Below are 17,537 nucleotides of genomic sequence, written 5' to 3'. Positions count from 1 at the left end.
TCTGCTTTGACCACAAGGAACCCTCTGATGAAACTGGCCACCCTCAAGAGCGGACGCGACGGCGAGCTGATCGTCGTCTCCCGCGACCTGACCCACGCCGTACGAGTGCCGCAGATTGCCACCACCCTGCAACAGCTCGTCGAAGACTGGGACGAGCTGGCCCCGCGCCTTGAAGAGATCTACCAGCGCCTCAACGACGACGCCGCCGAGGAGGCCTTCGAGCTCGACCCCAGCGCGCTGCACTCGCCGCTGCCGCGCACCTACCACTGGGCCGACGGCTCGGCCTATCTCAACCATGTGCAACTGGTGCGCCAGGCGCGCAACGCCGAGATGCCGGAGACCTTCTGGACCGACCCGCTGATGTACCAGGGCGGCGGCGACAGCTTCATCGGTCCCTATGACGATATCGAGGCGGTCAGCGAAGACCACGGCATCGACTTCGAGGGCGAGATCGCGGTGATCACCGACGATGTGCCGATGGCGGTGAGCCCCGAGCAGGCAGCCGGCCACATCAAGCTGCTGATGCTGGTCAACGACGTCAGTCTGCGCGGCCTGATCCCCGGGGAGCTGGCCAAGGGCTTCGGCTTCTTCCAGGCCAAGCCGGCCTCTAGCTTCTCGCCGATCTGCGTCACCCCGGACGAGCTGGGCGAGGCGTGGAAGGATGGCCGCGTGCACCTGCCGCTGACGGTCCATCTGAACGGCGACAAGTTCGGCGAGCCCGAGTCCGGCCCGGACATGATCTTCAACTTCCCGCAACTGGTGGCCCACGCCGCCCGCACCCGCTACCTGGGCGCCGGCGCGGTGGTCGGCTCCGGCACCGTGTCCAATCCGGACCCGGATGGCGGCCCCGGAAAGCCGGTGGCCGACGGCGGCGTCGGCTACAGCTGCCTGGCTGAGGTGCGTATGGTCGAGAAGATCCTGCACGGCGACAGCAAGACGCCCTTCCTGCGCTTTGGTGACCGGGTGCGCATCGAGATGTTCGACAAGGCCGGCCAGAGCATCTTCGGCGCCATCGACCAGCGGGTGGTGAAGTACCAACCCAAGGACTGAGCCAGCCCCCTCAAGTCCTGGGGCGGACGTCCACCACCGTCGACACCTCGGCCCTCGACGCCCGCCGTCCCCGGCGGGCGTCCCGCCACCGCTCGGGCCGCCACACGAGCATCTGGCCCGCCCCCGCCAATTTCTGGAACCTGCCATGCAACTCTACGGTTACTTTCGCTCTTCGGCGGCCTATCGCGTGCGCATCGTCGCCAATCTAAAGGGCATCACCCTCGACCATCACCCGGTCAATCTGGTCAAGGGCGAGCAGCGTGATGCCGACAATCTGGCGCGCAATCCCCAGGGCCTGGTGCCGACCCTGGTCACCGACCAGGGACAGGCGCTGACCCAATCCCTGGCGCTGTGCGAATACCTCGACGAGCGCTACCCCGAACCACCGCTGCTGCCCGGCTCCGCCGAGCATCGGGCGAAGATCCGGGCGCTGGCCCAGGCCGTCGCCTGCGAGATCCACCCGCTGAACAATCTGCGGGTGCTCAAGCACCTGACCGGCGAACTCGGACTATCGGATGACGCCAGGCTCGCCTGGTACCGCCACTGGGTAGCAACGGGGCTGACCGCCGTCGAGGCGATGCTTGAGCACACCATGGGCGACTTCTGCGTCGGCAATGAGCCGACCCTGGCCGACGTCTGCCTGGTGCCCCAGGTGTTCAACGCCGAGCGCTTCGAGTGCGACCTCGTGCCCTTTGCGCGAGTGCGCGCGGTATCGGAGCGAGCGCGAGCGCTGCCGGCCTTCGACAAGGCGGCACCGGGTGTTCAGCCAGACGCTGTGTGAGATCGGCTACAATAAGCCGACTAAGGAAACACTGACGGAACGATGTTTGCCTCCAAGCAGCAGCATCGACACCGCGAAGGGAGCGCGAAAAGCGCTCCCTTCGCTGTCCCTGACCCGACCGTCACCGTACCTGACACCAAGGAGTTGCGTGTGCTGAACCCGACCTCCCGCGCCACCGTGGCCCTGCTGGCGGCGCTGACCGCCCTGGGCCCGCTGGCCACCGACATGTACCTGCCGGCCATGCCAGCCATGCGCGAGGCGCTGGGCACCGGAGCCGATCAGATCCAGCTGACCCTGTCGCTGTATCTGATCGGCTTCGCCATGGCGCAGCTACTGTGCGGTCCGCTGTCCGATCGCTTCGGTCGCAAGCCGGTGCTGGCACTCGGGATGGGGGTGTTTCTGCTGGCGAGCCTGGTCTGCGCCTTCGCGCCGAATATCGAGACGCTGCTGGTGGCGCGCTTCTTCCAGGCCCTGGGTGGCTCGGCGGGGCCGGTGCTGGGCCGCGCCGCGGTGCGCGACATCCACGGCCCCTTCGAGGCCAGCCGCATCCTCTCCTACATGGCCAGCGTCATGGCACTGGCCCCGGCGCTGGCCCCGGTGGTCGGTGCGGGGCTACTGGTGTGGTTCGGCTGGGACGCCATCTTCCTGCTGCTGGCGCTCTACGCCGCCGCCATGCTGGGGCTGATCGCGATGATGCCCGAGCCGCTGCCACGGGACCGACGCCAGTCGATCAAGCCCTCGGCGCTGGCCCTCACCTTCCGCTCGCTGCTCGGCCAGCGCGACTTCGTCGGTTATACCCTGGCCAACGCCGCTGCCTTCTCCGGCCTGTTCGCCTTTCTGTCGGGTTCGTCGTTCGTGCTGATCGACTACATGGGGGTCAGCCCCGACGTCTACGGCTACCTGTTCGCCGCCATCGTGCTCGGTTTCTTCATCGGCTCGCTGACCAGCGCCAAGCTCAGCCGTCGCCGCAGCCGCCATCAGCTGCTGGTCGCCGCCAGCCTGATCGCCGCCCTCGGCGGCTCTGCCATGGCGCTGCTCGCGCTGGCCGGGGTGCATACCCCCTGGGCGGTCATCGGCCCCCACATGGCCTACATGATCGGCTTCGGCATCATCATGCCGCAGACCATGGGCGGCGCCCTGGCACCCAACCCCCACTGCGCAGGCTCGGCCTCGGCGCTGTTCGGCTTTATCCAGATGAGCATCGCCGCCGGCGTCGGCGCCCTGGTCGGCCAGTTCCACGACGGCACCTCCCACAGCATGGCCATCGCCATCGGCCTGTCCGGTGTGCTGGCGCTGGTCTGCTACCACTTTATCGTCACCGACAAGGGCGACCTGGAAGCGCAGACGGCGTCGGCCTGACGACCAAGCGCTACGGGACCCGCGAACCTTAACGACAGCGGCCCCGCCTGTTTTCAGACGGGGCCGCTGTCGCTTCAGCAGGGCGCATCTACTGACGCCAGGCGCGCACGAACATCCAGGTGCCGAGGCCCCAGGCGCCGTTGACCATAAAGCCGATGGGGAAGATCGCCGGGTCGATGCCGCGCCCCTTGAGCGGGAACACCACCAGCATGGCCACCAGGGTCAGGGCGATGCCGCCGAACAACCCTGCCTTCCACCAGCCCCCCTGATCGATCCGCCTGAGCGCGAACACCAGCATCATCACAAGCCCCCAGACGCCGCCCCAGAAACTCGCCGAGAACCAGGCCGGCACGCCCAGGGGGGCGGCGGGTGAGGTGGAATAGGGGGCAAAGGGGATCACCCCGTAGGCGTGCAACAGCCCCACTACCGGCTGGTGGAAACACAATACAGCGAGAAAGCCGGCAACGAAGGCCAGAACAAGATGACGGGTCATGCAAGACTCCAGAAAGTGCAGTGACAGGGTGGTAAAGGCACGGGCTTCGGTGACACCTCGATCACCAAGGACGATGCCTCAGTCACGAGGATAGAGACCGCCCTCACCCATCAGCACCGCCTGCCCCGCGATCTCGACGGTGACCTTGTCCTTGTCGTCGCGGGTGGCGCGGGCGTGGATCTGGCTTGGGCGGTGCATCGCCTCGCCCTGGTGGATGCGCCAGTTGTTGCCCTGGCTCTTCGACTGCTGTCCCAGAAATCCCGCCAGCGCCGCCGCCGCGCTGCCGGTGGCGGGGTCCTCGACAAAGCTGCCGGCGTGGCGCGAGAACATGCGAGCGTGAATCTCGCCGGATTCCTTGGCCTCGCGTACATAGAAGTAGACCTGCTCCACGGCGCTGGGTGACACATGCCGCTGCCAGGCTTCGCCATCGAGCGCCAGCCGCGCCAGCGCCTGGACGTTGACCAGTTCGACCAGGTGAAACGGCAATCCGCAGGAGGCCTGGACCGGGTCCGCGGCGACGTCATCGAGCTCGAGCCCGGCCAGCTCCGCTGCGCTGGACTGGCCCAGCGTGCTGGTGCCGACCTCCGGCGCGCGCGCCATCTTGAAGCGTGCCAGGTCGCCCTCGTAGGTCACCTTGAGCGGCCCGCCAGCCAGATCCAGGATGACCGGGCTATCGGCGCTGACCTCGCCGGTGTTCACCAGTCCCTGGGCGGCGATCAGATGGGCCACGCCGATACTCGGATGGCCGGCAAACGGCAGCTCGCGGTGAGGAGTGAAGATACGTACCGGAAAATGCCGGCTCGCCTGGGCCCGCCCGACGAAGGCCGTCTCGGCCAGGTTCAGCTCGTTGGCGATGGCCTGCATGCGCTCCCCCGCGATACCGTCGGCGTCGAGAAACACCGCCAGTGGATTCCCGGCGAACGGTTGGTCGGTGAACACATCGAGCAGGTAGTAGCGGGTCAGGGACGGCAGCATAGGCGGCTCCACTTGGACTTGGTAGACCAGGGCCAGGCTACATGCGCCCGACACCGGTGGCGCCTTCCAGCATAGAGGCCCCGGCGTCCACCTTGCCAGCGCGCGAACGAGCAAACCCCTCTACGGCAAAGTCAACGCTAGAGCGTTGGCAAGCATCCGTCACTGCCTTGACGGCCTCCCTAATCTGATGAGGGGCACGGCAAGCGCTCTTCGAGGCTGAACTCAGTGTGCACCAGCGGTACACTAGCGCCCGTTCCCACTGCCGAGGCCGCCGTGATGTCCCACCTGCTCTCCATCGACTCCCTGTCCCGCGACGATATCGATCACCTGATGCGGGTGGCGGCCACCATGGAACCCGTCGCCCAGCGACGCAAGGTCACCCGGGTGCTGGAAGGCGCGGTGCTCGGCAACCTGTTCTTCGAGGCCAGCACCCGTACCCGCGTCAGCTTCCACACCGCCTTTTCGCGGCTCGGCGGCAGCGTCTGCGATACCACCGGCTTCACCTTCTCGTCGATGGCCAAGGGCGAATCGCTCTACGACACCAGCCGCGTAATGGCAGGCTACTGCGACGCCATCGTCATGCGTCACCCGGACCAGGGCTCGGTGGCCGAGTTCGCCGGCGCTACCCACGTACCGGTGATCAACGCCGGTGACGGCCCCGGCGAGCACCCGAGCCAGGCGCTGCTGGACTTCTACACCATCGACAAGGAATTCAGCCGCCAGGGCAAGACCCTCAAGGGTGCCCACGTGCTGATGACCGGCGATCTGAAGTACGGCCGTACGGTGCACTCGTTGATCAAGCTGCTGGCGCTCTACGCGCCCATGCGCGTGACCCTGGTGGCGCCGCCGGGGCTCGAGATGCCCAACCACCTGATCGAGCGGGTCAGCCGCCAGGGCCTGGACGTGGAGGTACGCGAGAGCCTGGCCGGGGACTTCTCCGATGTCGACGTGGTCTACACCACCCGCATCCAGAAGGAGCGCTTCACCGCCGAGATGAGCGAAGGCTTCAACCTGTCGCGGGACTTCACCGTCCACCGCGCCTTCATGGACAGCCGCTGCAATCCGTCCACCATCATCATGCACCCGCTGCCCCGGGACAGCCGTCCGGAGGCCAATGATCTGGATGTCGACCTCAACGGCGACCCGCGCCTGGCGATCTTCCGCCAGACCGACAACGGCATTCCGGTGCGCATGGCGATCTTCGCCACCCTGCTCAAGGTCGAGCACCTGATCGAACGCGACCTGCGCGACGTGCCCTGGTTTGTGCCGGGCAGCGTCGGTGTCGACGACGCCAAGTTCTAGCTGCGGCGGTGCCGGGCGGGAGCCTGGCGCCGGCGCCACAGGTTCAGGGGCGCTCCTGCCAGAAGCGCGAGAAAAGCTCGGCCTGGGTGTTGATCCCGAGCTTGGCGTACAGGTGCTTCTTGTGGACCCTGACGGTCTCCACCGAGATGGACAGGCGTCGGGCGATCTCCTTGGTCGACCCGCCGCCCAGCATCAACTGGCTCACCTCGCGCTCGCGATCGGTCAGCCCGAAGCGGGTCGCCGTCTCTTCGACGCCACCTCGGTGCGGATGCCAGGGGTGGGGGCCGGGCGTCTCGCCGCAGCGCTCGAAGTGCATGCGCAGTCGCATCAGCTCACCGAGCCAGGGCTCGACCAGATGCAGCAGGCCGATTTCGCTGTGCAGGAAGGTTCGGGTGGAACCCAGCGACAGGCACAGGGTACGACCAGCGCCCAGTGACCGATTGATCTGCACCTCGTCACTGACGATATTGCGCCGGAAGTAGCGCTGGTAGTACTCGGTCGCGGTGAACCGTGCCGGGGCCACGTCATCCAGCGTTACCAGGCCATCGAGACCATTGTCGCGGGCGGCGACGTAGAAGGGATCCAGCAGATACAGGCCGCGCTGGTAGTCCTCGAACAGGCTTTCATCGGCGCCGTCGTCCTCGTCGCTTTCGGCCAGGATCGTCGGCGGCTGGTCGGCGTGGAAGACCAGCGCCACCCAGGTGTTGTAGACGATGTGGCGCGCCAGGGTGCGGCTGACGGCCTCCCAGAAGTCTTCACTTTCCAGGCGTGCCAGCAGGCGCGCGAAGTCGCGATGCCAGCCCATCGCCTCGAGCATTCCCGTGGTTCCTTCCTCACTGTTCTGCGACATCTGACGGCGCCTCACCCTATGGGGGTAACCCTGCCATGGAATAGGCAGCCTCGGTGAATAGAGGATACTGACATTCTATAAAACGCCAACCGACAACAACGGCTGTGGAGTCTTCCATGCAGATAGCCCTGGCACAACTTCCCGGCATCGAGGGAAACATCGAGGCCAACCTGGACGCCGCCCTGAGCACCCTGGAACGACACGGCGACCAGGTGTCGCTGGTGGTCTTTCCCGAGACGCATCTCAGCGGCTTTGCCGAACAAGACCACGTCGACGATCGTGCCCTGGCGCTCGATGGTCCGGAGGTGGCTCGTCTGATCCAGGCCAGCCGTGACCACGACTGCGCCCTGGCCATCGGCCTGCTCGAGCGGGCCGCCGATGGTGTCTACAACACCACGCTACTGATCACCCCGGAAGACGGCATCGCCCTCACCTATCGCAAGACCCACCTGTGGCCCGATGAGCGGGAGCTGGTCGGTCTGGGACAGCGCATCGGTGTCACCCGCTGGCGCGGGCTGACCCTGGGGCTGATGATCTGCTACGACATCGAATTCCCCGAGACCGCACGGGCCCTGGGCGCGCTGGGCACCGACCTGATGCTGGTGACCAACGGCAACATGGACCCCTACGGCCCGGTACACGCCCGCGCCGCCCAGGCCCGCGCCCAGGACAACCAGTGCTTTGTCGCCATGGCCAACCGCTGCGGTGAGGGCGCCGGCCTGACCTTCGCCGGCCACAGCGCTGCGTATTCACCGCTAGGCGAGACCCTGTTCGAGGCCGATCGCGACACAGGGGTACACCTGGTATCGCTCGACCTCGAGCTATTGAATCGTGCCCGGCGGGACTATGACTACCTGGCCGATCGACGCGTCTCGCTGGACCTTCAGCGCGACGACGACTCACGAGGCCCCGGTTTCCGCCTCATCTGACCCGGCCTTCCTGACCATGATTGCATGACCATGTTTGCCTGGCCATGGTTGCCTGACCCGACTGTCCATCACCAACAACCATAACGCGAGCCCCAAGATGTCTCACTCCAAGCCCCAACTCGGCCTGTGGCAGGTCGTTCTATTCGGCCTTGCCTACATGACACCGATCATCGTCCTCGGCACCTTCGGCGTGCTGGCGGTGGTCTCCGAAGGCGCGGTATCCGGCGCCTACGCGGCGGCACTGATCGCCATGCTGTTCACCGCCCACAGCTATGGCCGCATGGCCAGCGCCTACCCGGTGGCCGGCTCCGCCTACGCCTATGTGCGCCACGCCATCAACGATCGACTGGGTTTCATGGCCGGCTGGGCCATCCTGCTGGACTACCTGTTTTTGCCCATGGTGATCTGGCTGATCGGTGCCGCCTATCTGCACTCGGCCTTTCCGTCAGTGCCGGTGCCGGTGTGGCTGATCGCCTTTATCGCGGTCACCACCTTCATCAACATCATCGGCCTCAAACTAGCAAGCCTGGTCAACAGCGTGCTGATGCTGGTTCAGGTGCTGGTGATCGCCGCCTTCGTCGCCCTGGCGGTGCACTACGTGCTAGGCGACCCCAGCCAGCCGCTGTGGAGCCTGACGCCCTTCCTCGGCAGCGCCGACAGCCCCCAGATGCCACTGCTGATGGCGGGCGCCGCCGTCGCCTGTTACTCCTTTCTCGGCTTTGACGCGGTGACCACCCTGACCGAGGAGACCCGTGACGCCGAGCGGACCCTGCCCCGCGCCATACTGCTGATCACCCTGCTGGGCGGCCTGATCTTCATCCTGGTGTCCTATTTCGTGCAGCTCGCCGCGCCGGGCTACGAGTTCGCCAATGCCGACGCCGCCGCCTACGAGATCGCCCGCAATATCGGCGGAGACGTCTTCGTCTCGATCTTTCTGATCGGCCTGGTCGTCGGCCAGTTTGCCTCCGGCATCGCGGCCCAGGCCAGCGGCTCGCGACTGCTTTACGCCATGGGCCGCGACGGCGTCCTGTCGACCCGCCTGCTTGGGCGCCTGGGACGCTTCGGCACGCCTACCGGTGGCCTGATACTCAGCAGCGTGGTGGCGCTGCTGGCGTTGACCATGGACGTGCTCTCGGCGGCTTCCTTCATCAACTTCGGGGCCTTCCTGGCCTTCGCCCTGGTCAACCTGTCGGTAATCGCCCACTACTACATCAAGCAGGGCCGACGCGGCCTGGCCGACAGCCTGTACTTCCTCGTCGCGCCGACCATCGGTCTGCTGGCGATCCTGTGGCTGATGGCCAGCCTGGACCGCTCCGCGCTGATGCTGGGCGGGATCTGGCTGGCCTGCGGCCTGGCGTGGCTGGCCTGGCTGACCCGCGGCTTCCGCCAGGCGACACCGGAGCTAAGCCTGGAGGGTTGAACCTGCCTGGGTCGATTGCCCCGAAAAAAGCCCGAGGCCATGGCCTCGGGCTTTTTTTGGTGCTTCACAAGTTCGGTGCAACAGTGGCAACCTCAGCGGCTCGGCAACCCTTCCTCCCGGGCAAAGAAGCCTTCCAGGATCAGCACCGCAGCGATGCCATCGACGCTTTCCTTGCGGTAATTTCCCCCGTGTCCCTGCTCCCGGGCGATGGCCTTGGCCTCCCGGGTGGTGCCGCGCTCGTCGAACATCTCGCACTCGACCCCGTAGCGGCCAAACAGCCGCTTGCCGAACTTGCGCGCGCGGGTGCTCATCTCGCTCTCGCTGCCGTCCATGTTGAGCGGCAGGCCGACCACAAAACGATCGGGCTGCCACTCCTCGACCAGCGCGCTCACCCGTTGCCAATCGGGAATGCCATCCCGGGCCGGCAGCGGCTCGAGCTCCCTGGCGCTGCGCAACAGCTCGTTGCCCACCGATACGCCGATGCGCCGGGTGCCGAAGTCGAAGGCCAGGATCAGGCGCTCGCCCGGCTCACGCTTGCGACTGGCCATCAGCCGTGCCCGGCCTCGCGGGTCATCAGGTTGAGATCGATCCCGAGGATCCCGGCGCTGGCCGACAGGCGCTGCTCCGGCGGCGTCTCGAATAGCACGTTGGCGCGGCCTTCCACGGTCAGCCAGGCGTTGTCCATCAGCTCGTTCTCGAGCTGACCGGACTCCCAGCCGGCGCAGCCCAGGCACACCAGAAAGCGCTCGGGGCCCTCGCCCTTGGCCAGCGCCTGGAGCATGTCCATGGAGGTGGTCAGGGCGATATCGTCGGTGACCTGGATGCTCGAATCCCAGGGTTCGGCGGAGCCCGAGTGCAGGATAAAGCCACGATCCTTGTGCACCGGGCCACCGTAGTACACCGGGGCCTGGGCGTTGGCCGCTTCCTCCACGCTGATCTCGAGCTGCTCGAACAGGGCGTCGAGGGTCAGATCGGTGGGCTTGTTGACGATCACGCCCATGGTGCCGTTCTCGTCGTGGTCGCACAGATAGCTGAGCGTCCCGGCGAAGTTCGGGTCTTCCAGATGGGGCATGGCCATCAGGAAATGGTTCTTCAAGCTTTGCATGTGACTCCCAGGCGGTCTTGCGCGCCGTCCAGATGCGTGGCCAGGCCTCAGGGCGAGTCGTCGCCCCGACGGCCCGGCAGGATGCCCCCAGTGTACCATCCGGGGGCATGGCGCTCAGTGACTGTGGGGAAAACTCGACGTGATCGACGGTCTAGCCGCGCGCCGCCAGGCGACGCTCGATGGCGTCCATCAGCAGGCCGGCGATGTCTGTGCCGCGCTGGTCATCGATCTCGCGCACGCAGGTCGGGCTGGTGACATTGATCTCGGTGATGTAGTCACCGATCACGTCGAGCCCGACGAACATCAGGCCCTTCTCCTTGATCACCGGCTTGACCTGCTCGACCAGCCAGTAGTCGCGATCGGTCAGCTCGCGGCTGACGCCGCGACCGCCGGCGGCCAGGTTGCCGCGGGTCTCGCCGGCGGACGGGATCCGCGCCAGACCAAAGGGCACCGGCTCGCCGTCCACCAGCAGGATACGGGTGTCGCCGTCCTTGATCTCCGGCAGAAAGCGCTGAGCCATGATCTGGCGCCGGCCGCGTTCGGTCAGGGTCTCGATCACCGCCCCCAGGTTCCGCCCCTCGGGGCCGATGTGGAAGATGCCGCTGCCACCCATGCCGTCCAGCGGCTTCAAGATGACGTCGCCGTGCTCGGCCTGGAAGGCGCGGATCTCGCTGTCGCGACAGGACACCAGGGTCGGTGTGCAGCACTGCGGGAACTGCTGGGCGAACAGCTTTTCGTTGCACTCGAACAGCGGCCGGGTCGGGTTGACCACCAGCACACCCTCGCGCTCGGCGAAGGCCAGCAGATGCACAGCGTTGAGGAAGTGGCCATCCACCGGCGGGTCCTTGCGCATCAGGATGACGTCGAGCTCCGCCAGCGGCCGCGACTCGACCTCGCCCAGGTCGAACCAGTGCTGCGGGTCGCGATGGACCTTCAGCGGGCGCTGGTGGGCATAGGCGCGGCCTTCCTTGAGGAACAGGTCCTCCTGTTCCATGTAGGAAAGCGTCCAGCCGCGGTCCTGGGCGGACCACAGCATGGCGAGACTGGTGTCTTTCTTGTAGGTCAGCTGGTCGATGGGGTCCATCACCACGCCGACACGAAGGGGGCGATTGATCATTCGGGGGGTCGTCCGCTAGCGGTTGATGCCGTCAAGTATGCCCGACACCCCAGGCACCACCAAGGTCAGTCGCTGTCGGTGCTCCTGTTTATCCTGCAAGGCCCCTGTTCGCCGCCCAGCGCCATTACCTCAACCGCTTTCATCGGTCGTGGTGGTGCCGGCATCCCGGGGCGCCAGGCGCACCCCGCTGTCCTCGATGATGATCAGGCGTCGCTTGTAGAGCCTACCGATGGCCTGCTTGTAGGCATTCTTGCTGACGCCCAGGCGCGCCTTGATCTCGGCGGCCTGACTCTTGTCCGACAGCGGCAGGTAGCCGCCAGCGTCGCGCAGTGCCTTGAGCACCTGCTCGCCGACCACGTCCAGACGGGCCGAGCCCGGCGGCAGCAGCGACAGGTCCAGCCGGCCATCCTCGCGCACCCGCTTGACGTAGCCTGTCAGGCGCTGGCCGCGGCGCAGCGGGCGACTGATCTCATCGTGATAGATCAGCCCCCAGCAGCGGTGATCGACCACCGCCTTGACCCCCAGGTCGGTGGTGTCGGCGATGACCAGGGCGACCTCATCGCCGGCACGATGGTCATCGCTGTGATCGGTGATGTAGCGCTCGAGACGCTGGGAGGCCACCGGCCGCCCGCTGCGGTCCTCGCTGACCTTGACCAGTACACGCCGGCCCACGGCCGGCGTCAGGCGCTGTTCGCTGAGTGGCAGCAGCAGGTCACGCTCGTGGCCCCAGTCGAGAAAGGCGCCGAAGTCGGTGACCTGCACCACTCGCAGATCCGCCACCTCACCCATGGCGACCTTGGGTGAGCCGTGGCCCTGACGAGATCGTCCCGACGAGGTCGACCGCGAGGACTTGCCGGCAGCACTTCGAGAGCGGCTGTTCGCAGGGTCGTTCGAGGCGCTGTTCGAAGAGCGATGCGAAGACGGCTTGTCGTTGCTGGAGCGCGGCGGAGAACCGCGACGGCGGGAATCGGACATGGAGAGGGGTTCCGCAAGAATGTGCAGCCCCATTATGGCGACTGCCGCGGGCATATGATACCGCCCGCGGCACTTGCCTTGCTGACGCCTGCGAGCTGACGCCTGCAAGCTCAGACCCGCAAGCTCAGACCCGCAAGCTCACACCCACAAGGTCAGGTCCACAGACGGCCTGTACCCTGCCTTTGAGACGAACGCCTGTGAAACGACGCTCAGGTCGGCCAGCTGGGCCCTCGCTTGCTCAACCGCCGGGTGTTGGAGGATGTCTTGCGTCCCAAGGGTTTGATCGCCGCCGTCAGCACCTGGTCGGGGCTGCGGCCACTGATCGCCGCCCGCTGGGCGGCCATGGCGGCCTGGGTAAAGGCCGTCATCTTCTCGGTGACCATGCGCAGGTCCTCGCCGGGAGCCACCGACCAGAACCCTTTCATCCCCATCAGTCGCATGCCGATCACCATCTGAGCCTCGACCAGCATCTGGGTCATCTTCATCCCCATCATCCAGTAGCCAAGGGGCGTACCCCATTGAGCCATCGGGGAGGCTGCACGACGTCTCGCCATCATCCTTCTCCTTCATCAGCGGGCAGGAATACCCATTTCAGGGTAGTTGGGTAGACGCTATCCCTTACAAGCTACTCGATCTGCTTGCCCAGCGCTCACCTCAATGACGGTGATTTTCCTCATCGCCCGCGACTGATGGGAAAGGCTCAGCTCTCGCGCTTGCCATCCACCAGGCGGCTGGCGTTCAGCGGATTGCCGTCCTTGAGCGCCTGCGGCAGCAGGGCGTCCGGCAGGTTCTGATAGCACACCGGGCGCAGGAAGCGGTGGATGGCGGCGCTGCCGACCGAGGTGGTGCGCGAGTCCGAGGTGGCCGGATAGGGGCCACCGTGGACCATGGCGTGGCACACCTCGACCCCGGTGGGCCAGCCGTTGGCCATGACCCGACCGGCACGCCGCTCGAGGATCGGCAAAAGGCCACGGGCTGCGTCGATATCGCCGTCGTCCATCTGCAGGGTCGCGGTCAGCTGGCCCTCGAGGCCCTCGGCCAGTGCCTTGACCTCGTCCAGGTCAGCACACTCGACCACCAGCGAGGTCGAACCGAACACCTCGGCCTGCAGCGCCTCATCATTGAGGAAGTCGCTGGCCTTGGCCACGAACAGGCCGGCCTGGCACTGGTTGGGTCCGTCGCCCTGGGGGCCGCGCGCCACTTCACGGGCCTTGTCGCTGCCGCCCAGGGTGTTGACGCCCTGGGTGTAGGCGTCGTGGATGCCCGGCGTCAGCATGGTCTGTGCGCCGGCACCCTTGACCGCTTCGGCGGCGGCCTCGACGAAGCCGTCGAGCGCCTCGCCCTTGACCGCGATCACCAGCCCCGGGTTGGTGCAGAACTGACCGGCCCCCATGGTCAGCGAGCCGACGAAGGCCTCGCCCAGCGCCTTGCCACGTGCCTTGAGCGCCTCGGGCAGCAGGAATACCGGATTGATCGAGCTCATCTCGGCGTACACCGGGATCGGCTCGGGACGCGCCTGGGCGGTCTTCATCAGGGCGGTGCCACCGCTGCGCGAGCCGGTGAAGCCCACCGCCTTGATCCGCGCGTCGCTGACCAGCCCCTGGCCGACCTCGCGACCGGAGCCGAACAGCAGCGAGAACACGCCTTCCGGCAGTTCACAGCGGGCCACCGCCTTCTGCAGCGCGCGGCCGACCAGCTCCGAGGTGCCGGGGTGGGCCGAGTGGGCCTTGACCACCACCGGGCAGCCGGCAGCCAGGGCCGAGGCGGTGTCGCCGCCGGCCACCGAGAACGCCAGCGGGAAGTTGGAGGCGCCGAATACCGCCACCGGACCCAGCGCGATGTGGCGCTGGCGCAGGTCGACCCGCGGCATCGGTTCGCGCTCCGGCAGGGCCGGATCGTGCCGCACGTCGAGCCATTCGCCGGCGCGCACCACTGAGGCGAACAGACGTAGCTGGCCGCAGGTACGGCCGCGCTCGCCCTCAAGACGTGCCTGGGGCAGGCCGGACTCCTGCATGGCCCGCTCGATCAGGGCGTCACCGAGCGCCTCGATCTCATCGGCGATGGCCTCGAGAAAGGTCGCACGGGCCTCGAGGCCGGTCTCGCGGTAGCTATCGAAGGCCGCCCAGGCCAGTTCGCAGGCGCGCTCGACCTCGGCCTTGGAACCTGCCTTGTAGCCAGGCTCGAGGGTCTCGCCGGTGGCCGGATTGACGGCGTGGATGGGCTCGCCCTTGGCCTCGATGGCCTGGCTGCCGATCAGCTGCTTTCCTTCCAGGGTCATGACTCTGCTCCTCGTCTTGTCATGAAAAACGTCGATCTCGTGAAAAAGGTCGATCGAATAGTTGCCACGCCCCTGGTTCAGGACGCTTGCTCGTTGATATCGAGGCGATAGCAGCGTACGGCGTTGTCGTGCAGGATCGCCTGTCGGGCCTCGGGCGCCACCTGGGCGATGGCCCGCTCCACCATGGCAAGCCAGTCGGCGTAGCTGGCGTTGAGCCCGGTCACCGGGAAGTTGCTGGCGAACACGCAGCGATCAGGCCCGAAGATCTCGATGGCCTCGGCCAGGATGGCGACGTTGGCCGCCTCGTCCCAGGCCGCCATGGGACTGCCGAGTTCCGACAGCTTGACCGTGACCCCGGGATTCTCGGCCAGGGCGCGCATGCCATGGCGCCACTGCGCTAGCCCTTCGTTGGACCGATCCCAGGGCAGCCCGGTATGGTTGAGGATGACCCGCAATTCGGGCGTCGCCTCCAGCGTGCGAGCGGCTGCCGACAGGTGCCAGGCCGGTACCCGCAGGTCCCAGGAAAGCTCCCGCTCTTCCAGCAGACGCAATCCCCGGCACCAGTCGGCGTCCTCCAGTGATCCGGGCTGGCCGTGGACCTCGGCCAGCCTGTCGGGCCGAGCAGCGGTGATTGGCTTGGCGCGCACGCCGCGAAACAGCGGCGAGGCCATCTGCGCTTCGAGCTGGGCCTCGCAGCCGGCATCCAGAAAATTGGCCCAGCCGACCAGTGCGATAGGCAGCCCGTAGCGCTCGGCGTGGGCGGTCAGCCAGTGGGTTTCGCGCTCGGGTTCACGGCGATCGGCCTCTGCCTCGCAGTGCACCGTGCCGACCAGTCGATAACCGTCCGGCACCAGTGCCTTCAAGTCCGGCGCCTGAAACGGACGCCGAAAGGCCGCGTAGTCACCCAGGAAGAAGTGAGGGTCGATCTCATCCTCGAGCCAGGGGTAGTGCACGCTGCCGTCCAGGGCCCAGAAGTGATGGTGCGCGTCGATCAAGGGTTGTGTCTTCATGCGGTCTCCTCAACCGGCCAGCCAGTAGAGCGGCGCGGTGATGATCTGGGGGAAGGCCACGAACAGCAGCAGGATGACCACGTAGGCCAGGGCGAAAGGCATGACGCCGGACACCGCCTTCTCGAACTTGAGCTGACCGACGCTGGTGATCACGTTGAGCACATTGCCCACCGGCGGGGTGATCAAACCGATGGCACAGTTCAGCACGAACATGATGCCGAAGTAGACCGGATCGATACCGGCCATCTTGACGATCGGCATCAGGATCGGGGTCAGCACCAGGATGGTCGGCGTCAGATCCATGACCATGCCGACGATCAGCACGATGGCCATGATGGCAAGCATCAGCAGGCGCGGGTCATCGGCCAGCGGCGACAGCAGGTCCGCCACCATCATCGGCAGCTGGGCGATGCTGATCAGCCAGGACGCCACGCTGGCGGCGGCGATCAGGAACATCACCACGGCGGTGGAGCGCGCCGCCTGCACCAGCACCTGGTAGAGCTGGGCAAGGCTCAGCTCGCGATAGATCAGCGTCGATACCAGGATGGCGTAGACCGCGGCCACCACCCCCGCCTCGGTGGGGGTGAAGATGCCAGTCTTGATCCCGCCGATGATGATCACCGGCAGCAGCATGGCCCAGAAGCTCTGGCGCAGCGCCTTGAGGCGCTCCTTGCCGGTGGCCTTCTCGGCCACCACCAGGTCTTCCTTGCGGGTCATGAACAGCCACATCAGCACCAGGGTCACGCCCATGATCAGCCCCGGCACGATGCCGGCCAAAAACAGCTTGGTGATCGAAATACTGCCGGCCACGCCGATGATGATCAGCGGAATCGACGGGGGAATGATCGGCGCGATGATGCCGCCGGCCGCCATCAGCCCCGACGAACGCCCCAGCGGGTAGCCGGCCTCGCGCATCATCGGCAGCAGCATGCTGGCAAGCGCTGCGGTGTCCGCCACCGCTGAGCCGGACAGGCTGGCCATGACGATGGCGGCGAAGATGGCGACGAAGCCGAGCCCGCCCTTGCGATGGCCGACCAGGCTCATCGCCAGCACCACGATGCGCTTGGACAGGCCACCGCGCGACATCACTTCGCCGGCGACCAGGAAGAACGGAATGGCCAGCAGGGTGTAGCTGTCGGCGCCGTTGACCAGGTTCTGGGCCAGAATCTGGGAGTCGAACAGTCCCAGGTGCAGCATCAGCACCACCGCGCTGACCAGCAGCGCAAAGGCGATCGGCAGACTGAGCCCGATGGAGGCCAGCAGCGAGGTCAGAAAGAGTCCGATGGTCATGACAGCCCCTCCACGGACGGGGCCGGCCGCAACAGCGAGGCCGGGGCCAACAGCCGGAAGACCAGGATCACCGACATCAGCGCACCGGCGACCAGTCCGGCCAAGTAGAAGACGCCGACCGGTATGCCGCTGATCGGCGAGACATTGCTCCAGTTGAGCAGCGTCTGGGCATAGCTGCCCTTGAGCAGCATCAGGCAGCAGCCGAGCATGACCAGGGTCACCAGCCGCGCCAGCACCGCCTGCAGCGGCGCCGGCAGGCGATCGCTGAAGGTGGTGACGCTGAGGTGCTCATGACGCATCAGGCAGACCACGGTGCCGAGAAAGGTCACCCAGACAAACAGGAAGCGCGACAGCTCGACGCTCACCGAGATGCCGCTGTTGAAGCCGTAGCGCAGCACCACGTTGGTGAACACCAGCGCGATCATGACCACCAGCGCCATCACCATCAGAGCGTTGAGCAGCCGCTCGGTCCAACGCGACAGTCGCGCGAGAAACGTCGCGGAGCCGGCGCTGTCGCCCTCGCCTCGGTGCTCCGGGGTGGAATGAGTGGAACGAGAGGATTGCGACATGGCGTCGACCTCCTGAAGGAGGGGGCGGCGACGC

18 protein-coding genes are annotated in these 17,537 nt (G+C 66.5%); 6 read left to right on the top strand and 12 right to left on the bottom strand.

Features of this window, described 5'->3' with window-relative positions:
* The first annotated feature begins 27 nt into the window (after window positions 1-27).
* The 3 genes from NKF27_RS00365 (at window position 28) to NKF27_RS00355 (ending at window position 3,190) form a co-directional block, all read left to right on the top strand.
* Window positions 28-1,050: a fumarylacetoacetate hydrolase family protein gene (locus NKF27_RS00365; protein WP_253554865.1), complete on the top strand. Its 1,023-nt coding sequence runs from the start codon at window positions 28-30 to the stop codon at window positions 1,048-1,050.
* A gap of 145 nt (window positions 1,051-1,195) precedes the next feature.
* Window positions 1,196-1,831, top strand: coding sequence for a maleylacetoacetate isomerase (gene maiA, locus NKF27_RS00360; protein ID WP_253554864.1), 636 nt, complete (start codon window positions 1,196-1,198; stop codon window positions 1,829-1,831).
* Window positions 1,832-1,981: 150 nt separating this feature from the next.
* On the top strand, window positions 1,982-3,190 hold the full coding sequence (locus NKF27_RS00355) for a multidrug effflux MFS transporter (protein WP_253554862.1): 1,209 nt from the start codon (window positions 1,982-1,984) through the stop codon (window positions 3,188-3,190).
* 88 nt (window positions 3,191-3,278) lie between these two features.
* Here the strand turns inward: NKF27_RS00355 and NKF27_RS00350 are convergent, their stop codons facing one another.
* Window positions 3,279-3,683, bottom strand: a complete 405-nt coding sequence (locus NKF27_RS00350) for a hypothetical protein (RefSeq protein ID WP_045993854.1) — start codon at window positions 3,681-3,683, stop codon at window positions 3,279-3,281.
* Between the two features lie 78 nt (window positions 3,684-3,761).
* Window positions 3,762-4,658: a PhzF family phenazine biosynthesis protein gene (locus NKF27_RS00345; protein WP_253554859.1), complete on the bottom strand. Its 897-nt coding sequence runs from the start codon at window positions 4,656-4,658 to the stop codon at window positions 3,762-3,764.
* A gap of 273 nt (window positions 4,659-4,931) precedes the next feature.
* Between NKF27_RS00345 and pyrB the strand changes: the two genes are divergently transcribed.
* On the top strand, window positions 4,932-5,960 hold the full coding sequence (pyrB, locus tag NKF27_RS00340) for an aspartate carbamoyltransferase (RefSeq protein WP_108131899.1): 1,029 nt from the start codon (window positions 4,932-4,934) through the stop codon (window positions 5,958-5,960).
* A 43-nt stretch (window positions 5,961-6,003) separates the two neighbouring features.
* On the opposite strand, the gene NKF27_RS00335 is transcribed toward pyrB, so the two are convergent.
* Window positions 6,004-6,810, bottom strand: coding sequence for a helix-turn-helix transcriptional regulator (locus tag NKF27_RS00335; RefSeq protein WP_052704441.1), 807 nt, complete (start codon window positions 6,808-6,810; stop codon window positions 6,004-6,006).
* A 116-nt stretch (window positions 6,811-6,926) separates the two neighbouring features.
* Here NKF27_RS00335 and NKF27_RS00330 point away from each other — a divergent pair, with 116 nt between their 5' ends.
* Window positions 6,927-7,739 carry a carbon-nitrogen hydrolase family protein gene (locus NKF27_RS00330; protein ID WP_253554856.1) on the top strand — a complete coding sequence of 271 codons (813 nt, stop codon included), beginning with the start codon at window positions 6,927-6,929 and terminating at the stop codon, window positions 7,737-7,739.
* 97 nt (window positions 7,740-7,836) lie between these two features.
* Entirely contained in the window at window positions 7,837-9,159 is a 1,323-nt protein-coding gene (locus NKF27_RS00325) for an APC family permease (RefSeq protein ID WP_253554854.1), read from the top strand.
* Between the two features lie 92 nt (window positions 9,160-9,251).
* Here NKF27_RS00325 and ruvX read toward each other — a convergent pair whose 3' ends face one another.
* The 9 genes from ruvX to NKF27_RS00280 form a co-directional block, all read right to left on the bottom strand.
* The gene (gene ruvX / locus NKF27_RS00320; protein ID WP_045993848.1) at window positions 9,252-9,707 is read right to left on the bottom strand and encodes a Holliday junction resolvase RuvX; all 456 of its coding nucleotides are present in this window, start codon (window positions 9,705-9,707) and stop codon (window positions 9,252-9,254) included.
* A complete protein-coding gene (locus NKF27_RS00315; RefSeq protein ID WP_045993847.1) occupies window positions 9,707-10,264 on the bottom strand; it encodes a YqgE/AlgH family protein in 558 nt (185 codons plus the stop codon). Before NKF27_RS00315 ends, ruvX begins: the two co-directional genes overlap by 1 nt.
* 151 nt (window positions 10,265-10,415) lie before the next feature.
* Complete coding sequence (gene gshB / locus NKF27_RS00310; protein WP_253554852.1) at window positions 10,416-11,381, bottom strand: glutathione synthase; 966 nt, start codon at window positions 11,379-11,381, stop codon at window positions 10,416-10,418.
* 129 nt (window positions 11,382-11,510) lie between these two features.
* On the bottom strand, window positions 11,511-12,170 hold the full coding sequence (locus NKF27_RS00305; RefSeq protein WP_253556389.1) for a S1 RNA-binding domain-containing protein: 660 nt from the start codon (window positions 12,168-12,170) through the stop codon (window positions 11,511-11,513).
* Between the two features lie 395 nt (window positions 12,171-12,565).
* Window positions 12,566-12,910: a hypothetical protein gene (locus NKF27_RS00300; RefSeq protein ID WP_083970522.1), complete on the bottom strand. Its 345-nt coding sequence runs from the start codon at window positions 12,908-12,910 to the stop codon at window positions 12,566-12,568.
* Window positions 12,911-13,056: 146 nt separating this feature from the next.
* Window positions 13,057-14,634 (bottom strand): aldehyde dehydrogenase (NADP(+)), encoded by a 1,578-nt coding sequence (locus tag NKF27_RS00295; protein WP_253554850.1) that lies wholly within the window; start codon window positions 14,632-14,634, stop codon window positions 13,057-13,059.
* 77 nt (window positions 14,635-14,711) lie between these two features.
* The gene (locus tag NKF27_RS00290; protein ID WP_253554847.1) at window positions 14,712-15,644 is read right to left on the bottom strand and encodes an amidohydrolase; all 933 of its coding nucleotides are present in this window, start codon (window positions 15,642-15,644) and stop codon (window positions 14,712-14,714) included.
* A 9-nt stretch (window positions 15,645-15,653) separates the two neighbouring features.
* Window positions 15,654-16,934, bottom strand: a complete 1,281-nt coding sequence (locus NKF27_RS00285) for a TRAP transporter large permease subunit (protein ID WP_108449625.1) — start codon at window positions 16,932-16,934, stop codon at window positions 15,654-15,656.
* Entirely contained in the window at window positions 16,931-17,503 is a 573-nt protein-coding gene (locus NKF27_RS00280) for a TRAP transporter small permease (RefSeq protein WP_253554845.1), read from the bottom strand. Before NKF27_RS00280 ends, NKF27_RS00285 begins: the two co-directional genes overlap by 4 nt.
* Window positions 17,504-17,537 lie beyond the last annotated feature (34 nt).

The sequence above is a fragment of the Halomonas sp. DN3 genome (assembly GCF_024137905.1).
Taxonomy (GTDB): domain Bacteria; phylum Pseudomonadota; class Gammaproteobacteria; order Pseudomonadales; family Halomonadaceae; genus Halomonas; species Halomonas litopenaei.
The sequence above is the reverse complement of the archived record's forward strand: the minus strand, read 5'-3'. Positions and strand labels throughout refer to the sequence as shown.

Bases quoted from the DNA above. Each gene is read 5' to 3' on its own strand.
- NKF27_RS00350 (WP_045993854.1), bottom strand. From the start codon at position 3,683: ATGACCCGTCATCTTGTTCTGGCCTTCGTTGCCGGCTTTCTCGCTGTA.
- NKF27_RS00280 (WP_253554845.1), bottom strand. From the start codon at position 17,503: ATGTCGCAATCCTCTCGTTCCACTCATTCCACCCCGGAGCACCGAGGC.
- NKF27_RS00325 (WP_253554854.1), top strand. From the start codon at position 7,837: ATGTCTCACTCCAAGCCCCAACTCGGCCTGTGGCAGGTCGTTCTATTC.
- ruvX (WP_045993848.1), bottom strand. From the start codon at position 9,707: ATGGCCAGTCGCAAGCGTGAGCCGGGCGAGCGCCTGATCCTGGCCTTC.
- NKF27_RS00290 (WP_253554847.1), bottom strand. From the start codon at position 15,644: ATGAAGACACAACCCTTGATCGACGCGCACCATCACTTCTGGGCCCTG.
- maiA (WP_253554864.1), top strand. From the start codon at position 1,196: ATGCAACTCTACGGTTACTTTCGCTCTTCGGCGGCCTATCGCGTGCGC.
- NKF27_RS00330 (WP_253554856.1), top strand. From the start codon at position 6,927: ATGCAGATAGCCCTGGCACAACTTCCCGGCATCGAGGGAAACATCGAG.
- NKF27_RS00285 (WP_108449625.1), bottom strand. From the start codon at position 16,934: ATGACCATCGGACTCTTTCTGACCTCGCTGCTGGCCTCCATCGGGCTC.
- NKF27_RS00365 (WP_253554865.1), top strand. From the start codon at position 28: ATGAAACTGGCCACCCTCAAGAGCGGACGCGACGGCGAGCTGATCGTC.
- NKF27_RS00315 (WP_045993847.1), bottom strand. From the start codon at position 10,264: ATGCAAAGCTTGAAGAACCATTTCCTGATGGCCATGCCCCATCTGGAA.
- NKF27_RS00305 (WP_253556389.1), bottom strand. From the start codon at position 12,170: ATGGGTGAGGTGGCGGATCTGCGAGTGGTGCAGGTCACCGACTTCGGC.
- NKF27_RS00300 (WP_083970522.1), bottom strand. From the start codon at position 12,910: ATGGCGAGACGTCGTGCAGCCTCCCCGATGGCTCAATGGGGTACGCCC.
- NKF27_RS00335 (WP_052704441.1), bottom strand. From the start codon at position 6,810: ATGTCGCAGAACAGTGAGGAAGGAACCACGGGAATGCTCGAGGCGATG.
- NKF27_RS00295 (WP_253554850.1), bottom strand. From the start codon at position 14,634: ATGACCCTGGAAGGAAAGCAGCTGATCGGCAGCCAGGCCATCGAGGCC.
- NKF27_RS00345 (WP_253554859.1), bottom strand. From the start codon at position 4,658: ATGCTGCCGTCCCTGACCCGCTACTACCTGCTCGATGTGTTCACCGAC.
- gshB (WP_253554852.1), bottom strand. From the start codon at position 11,381: ATGATCAATCGCCCCCTTCGTGTCGGCGTGGTGATGGACCCCATCGAC.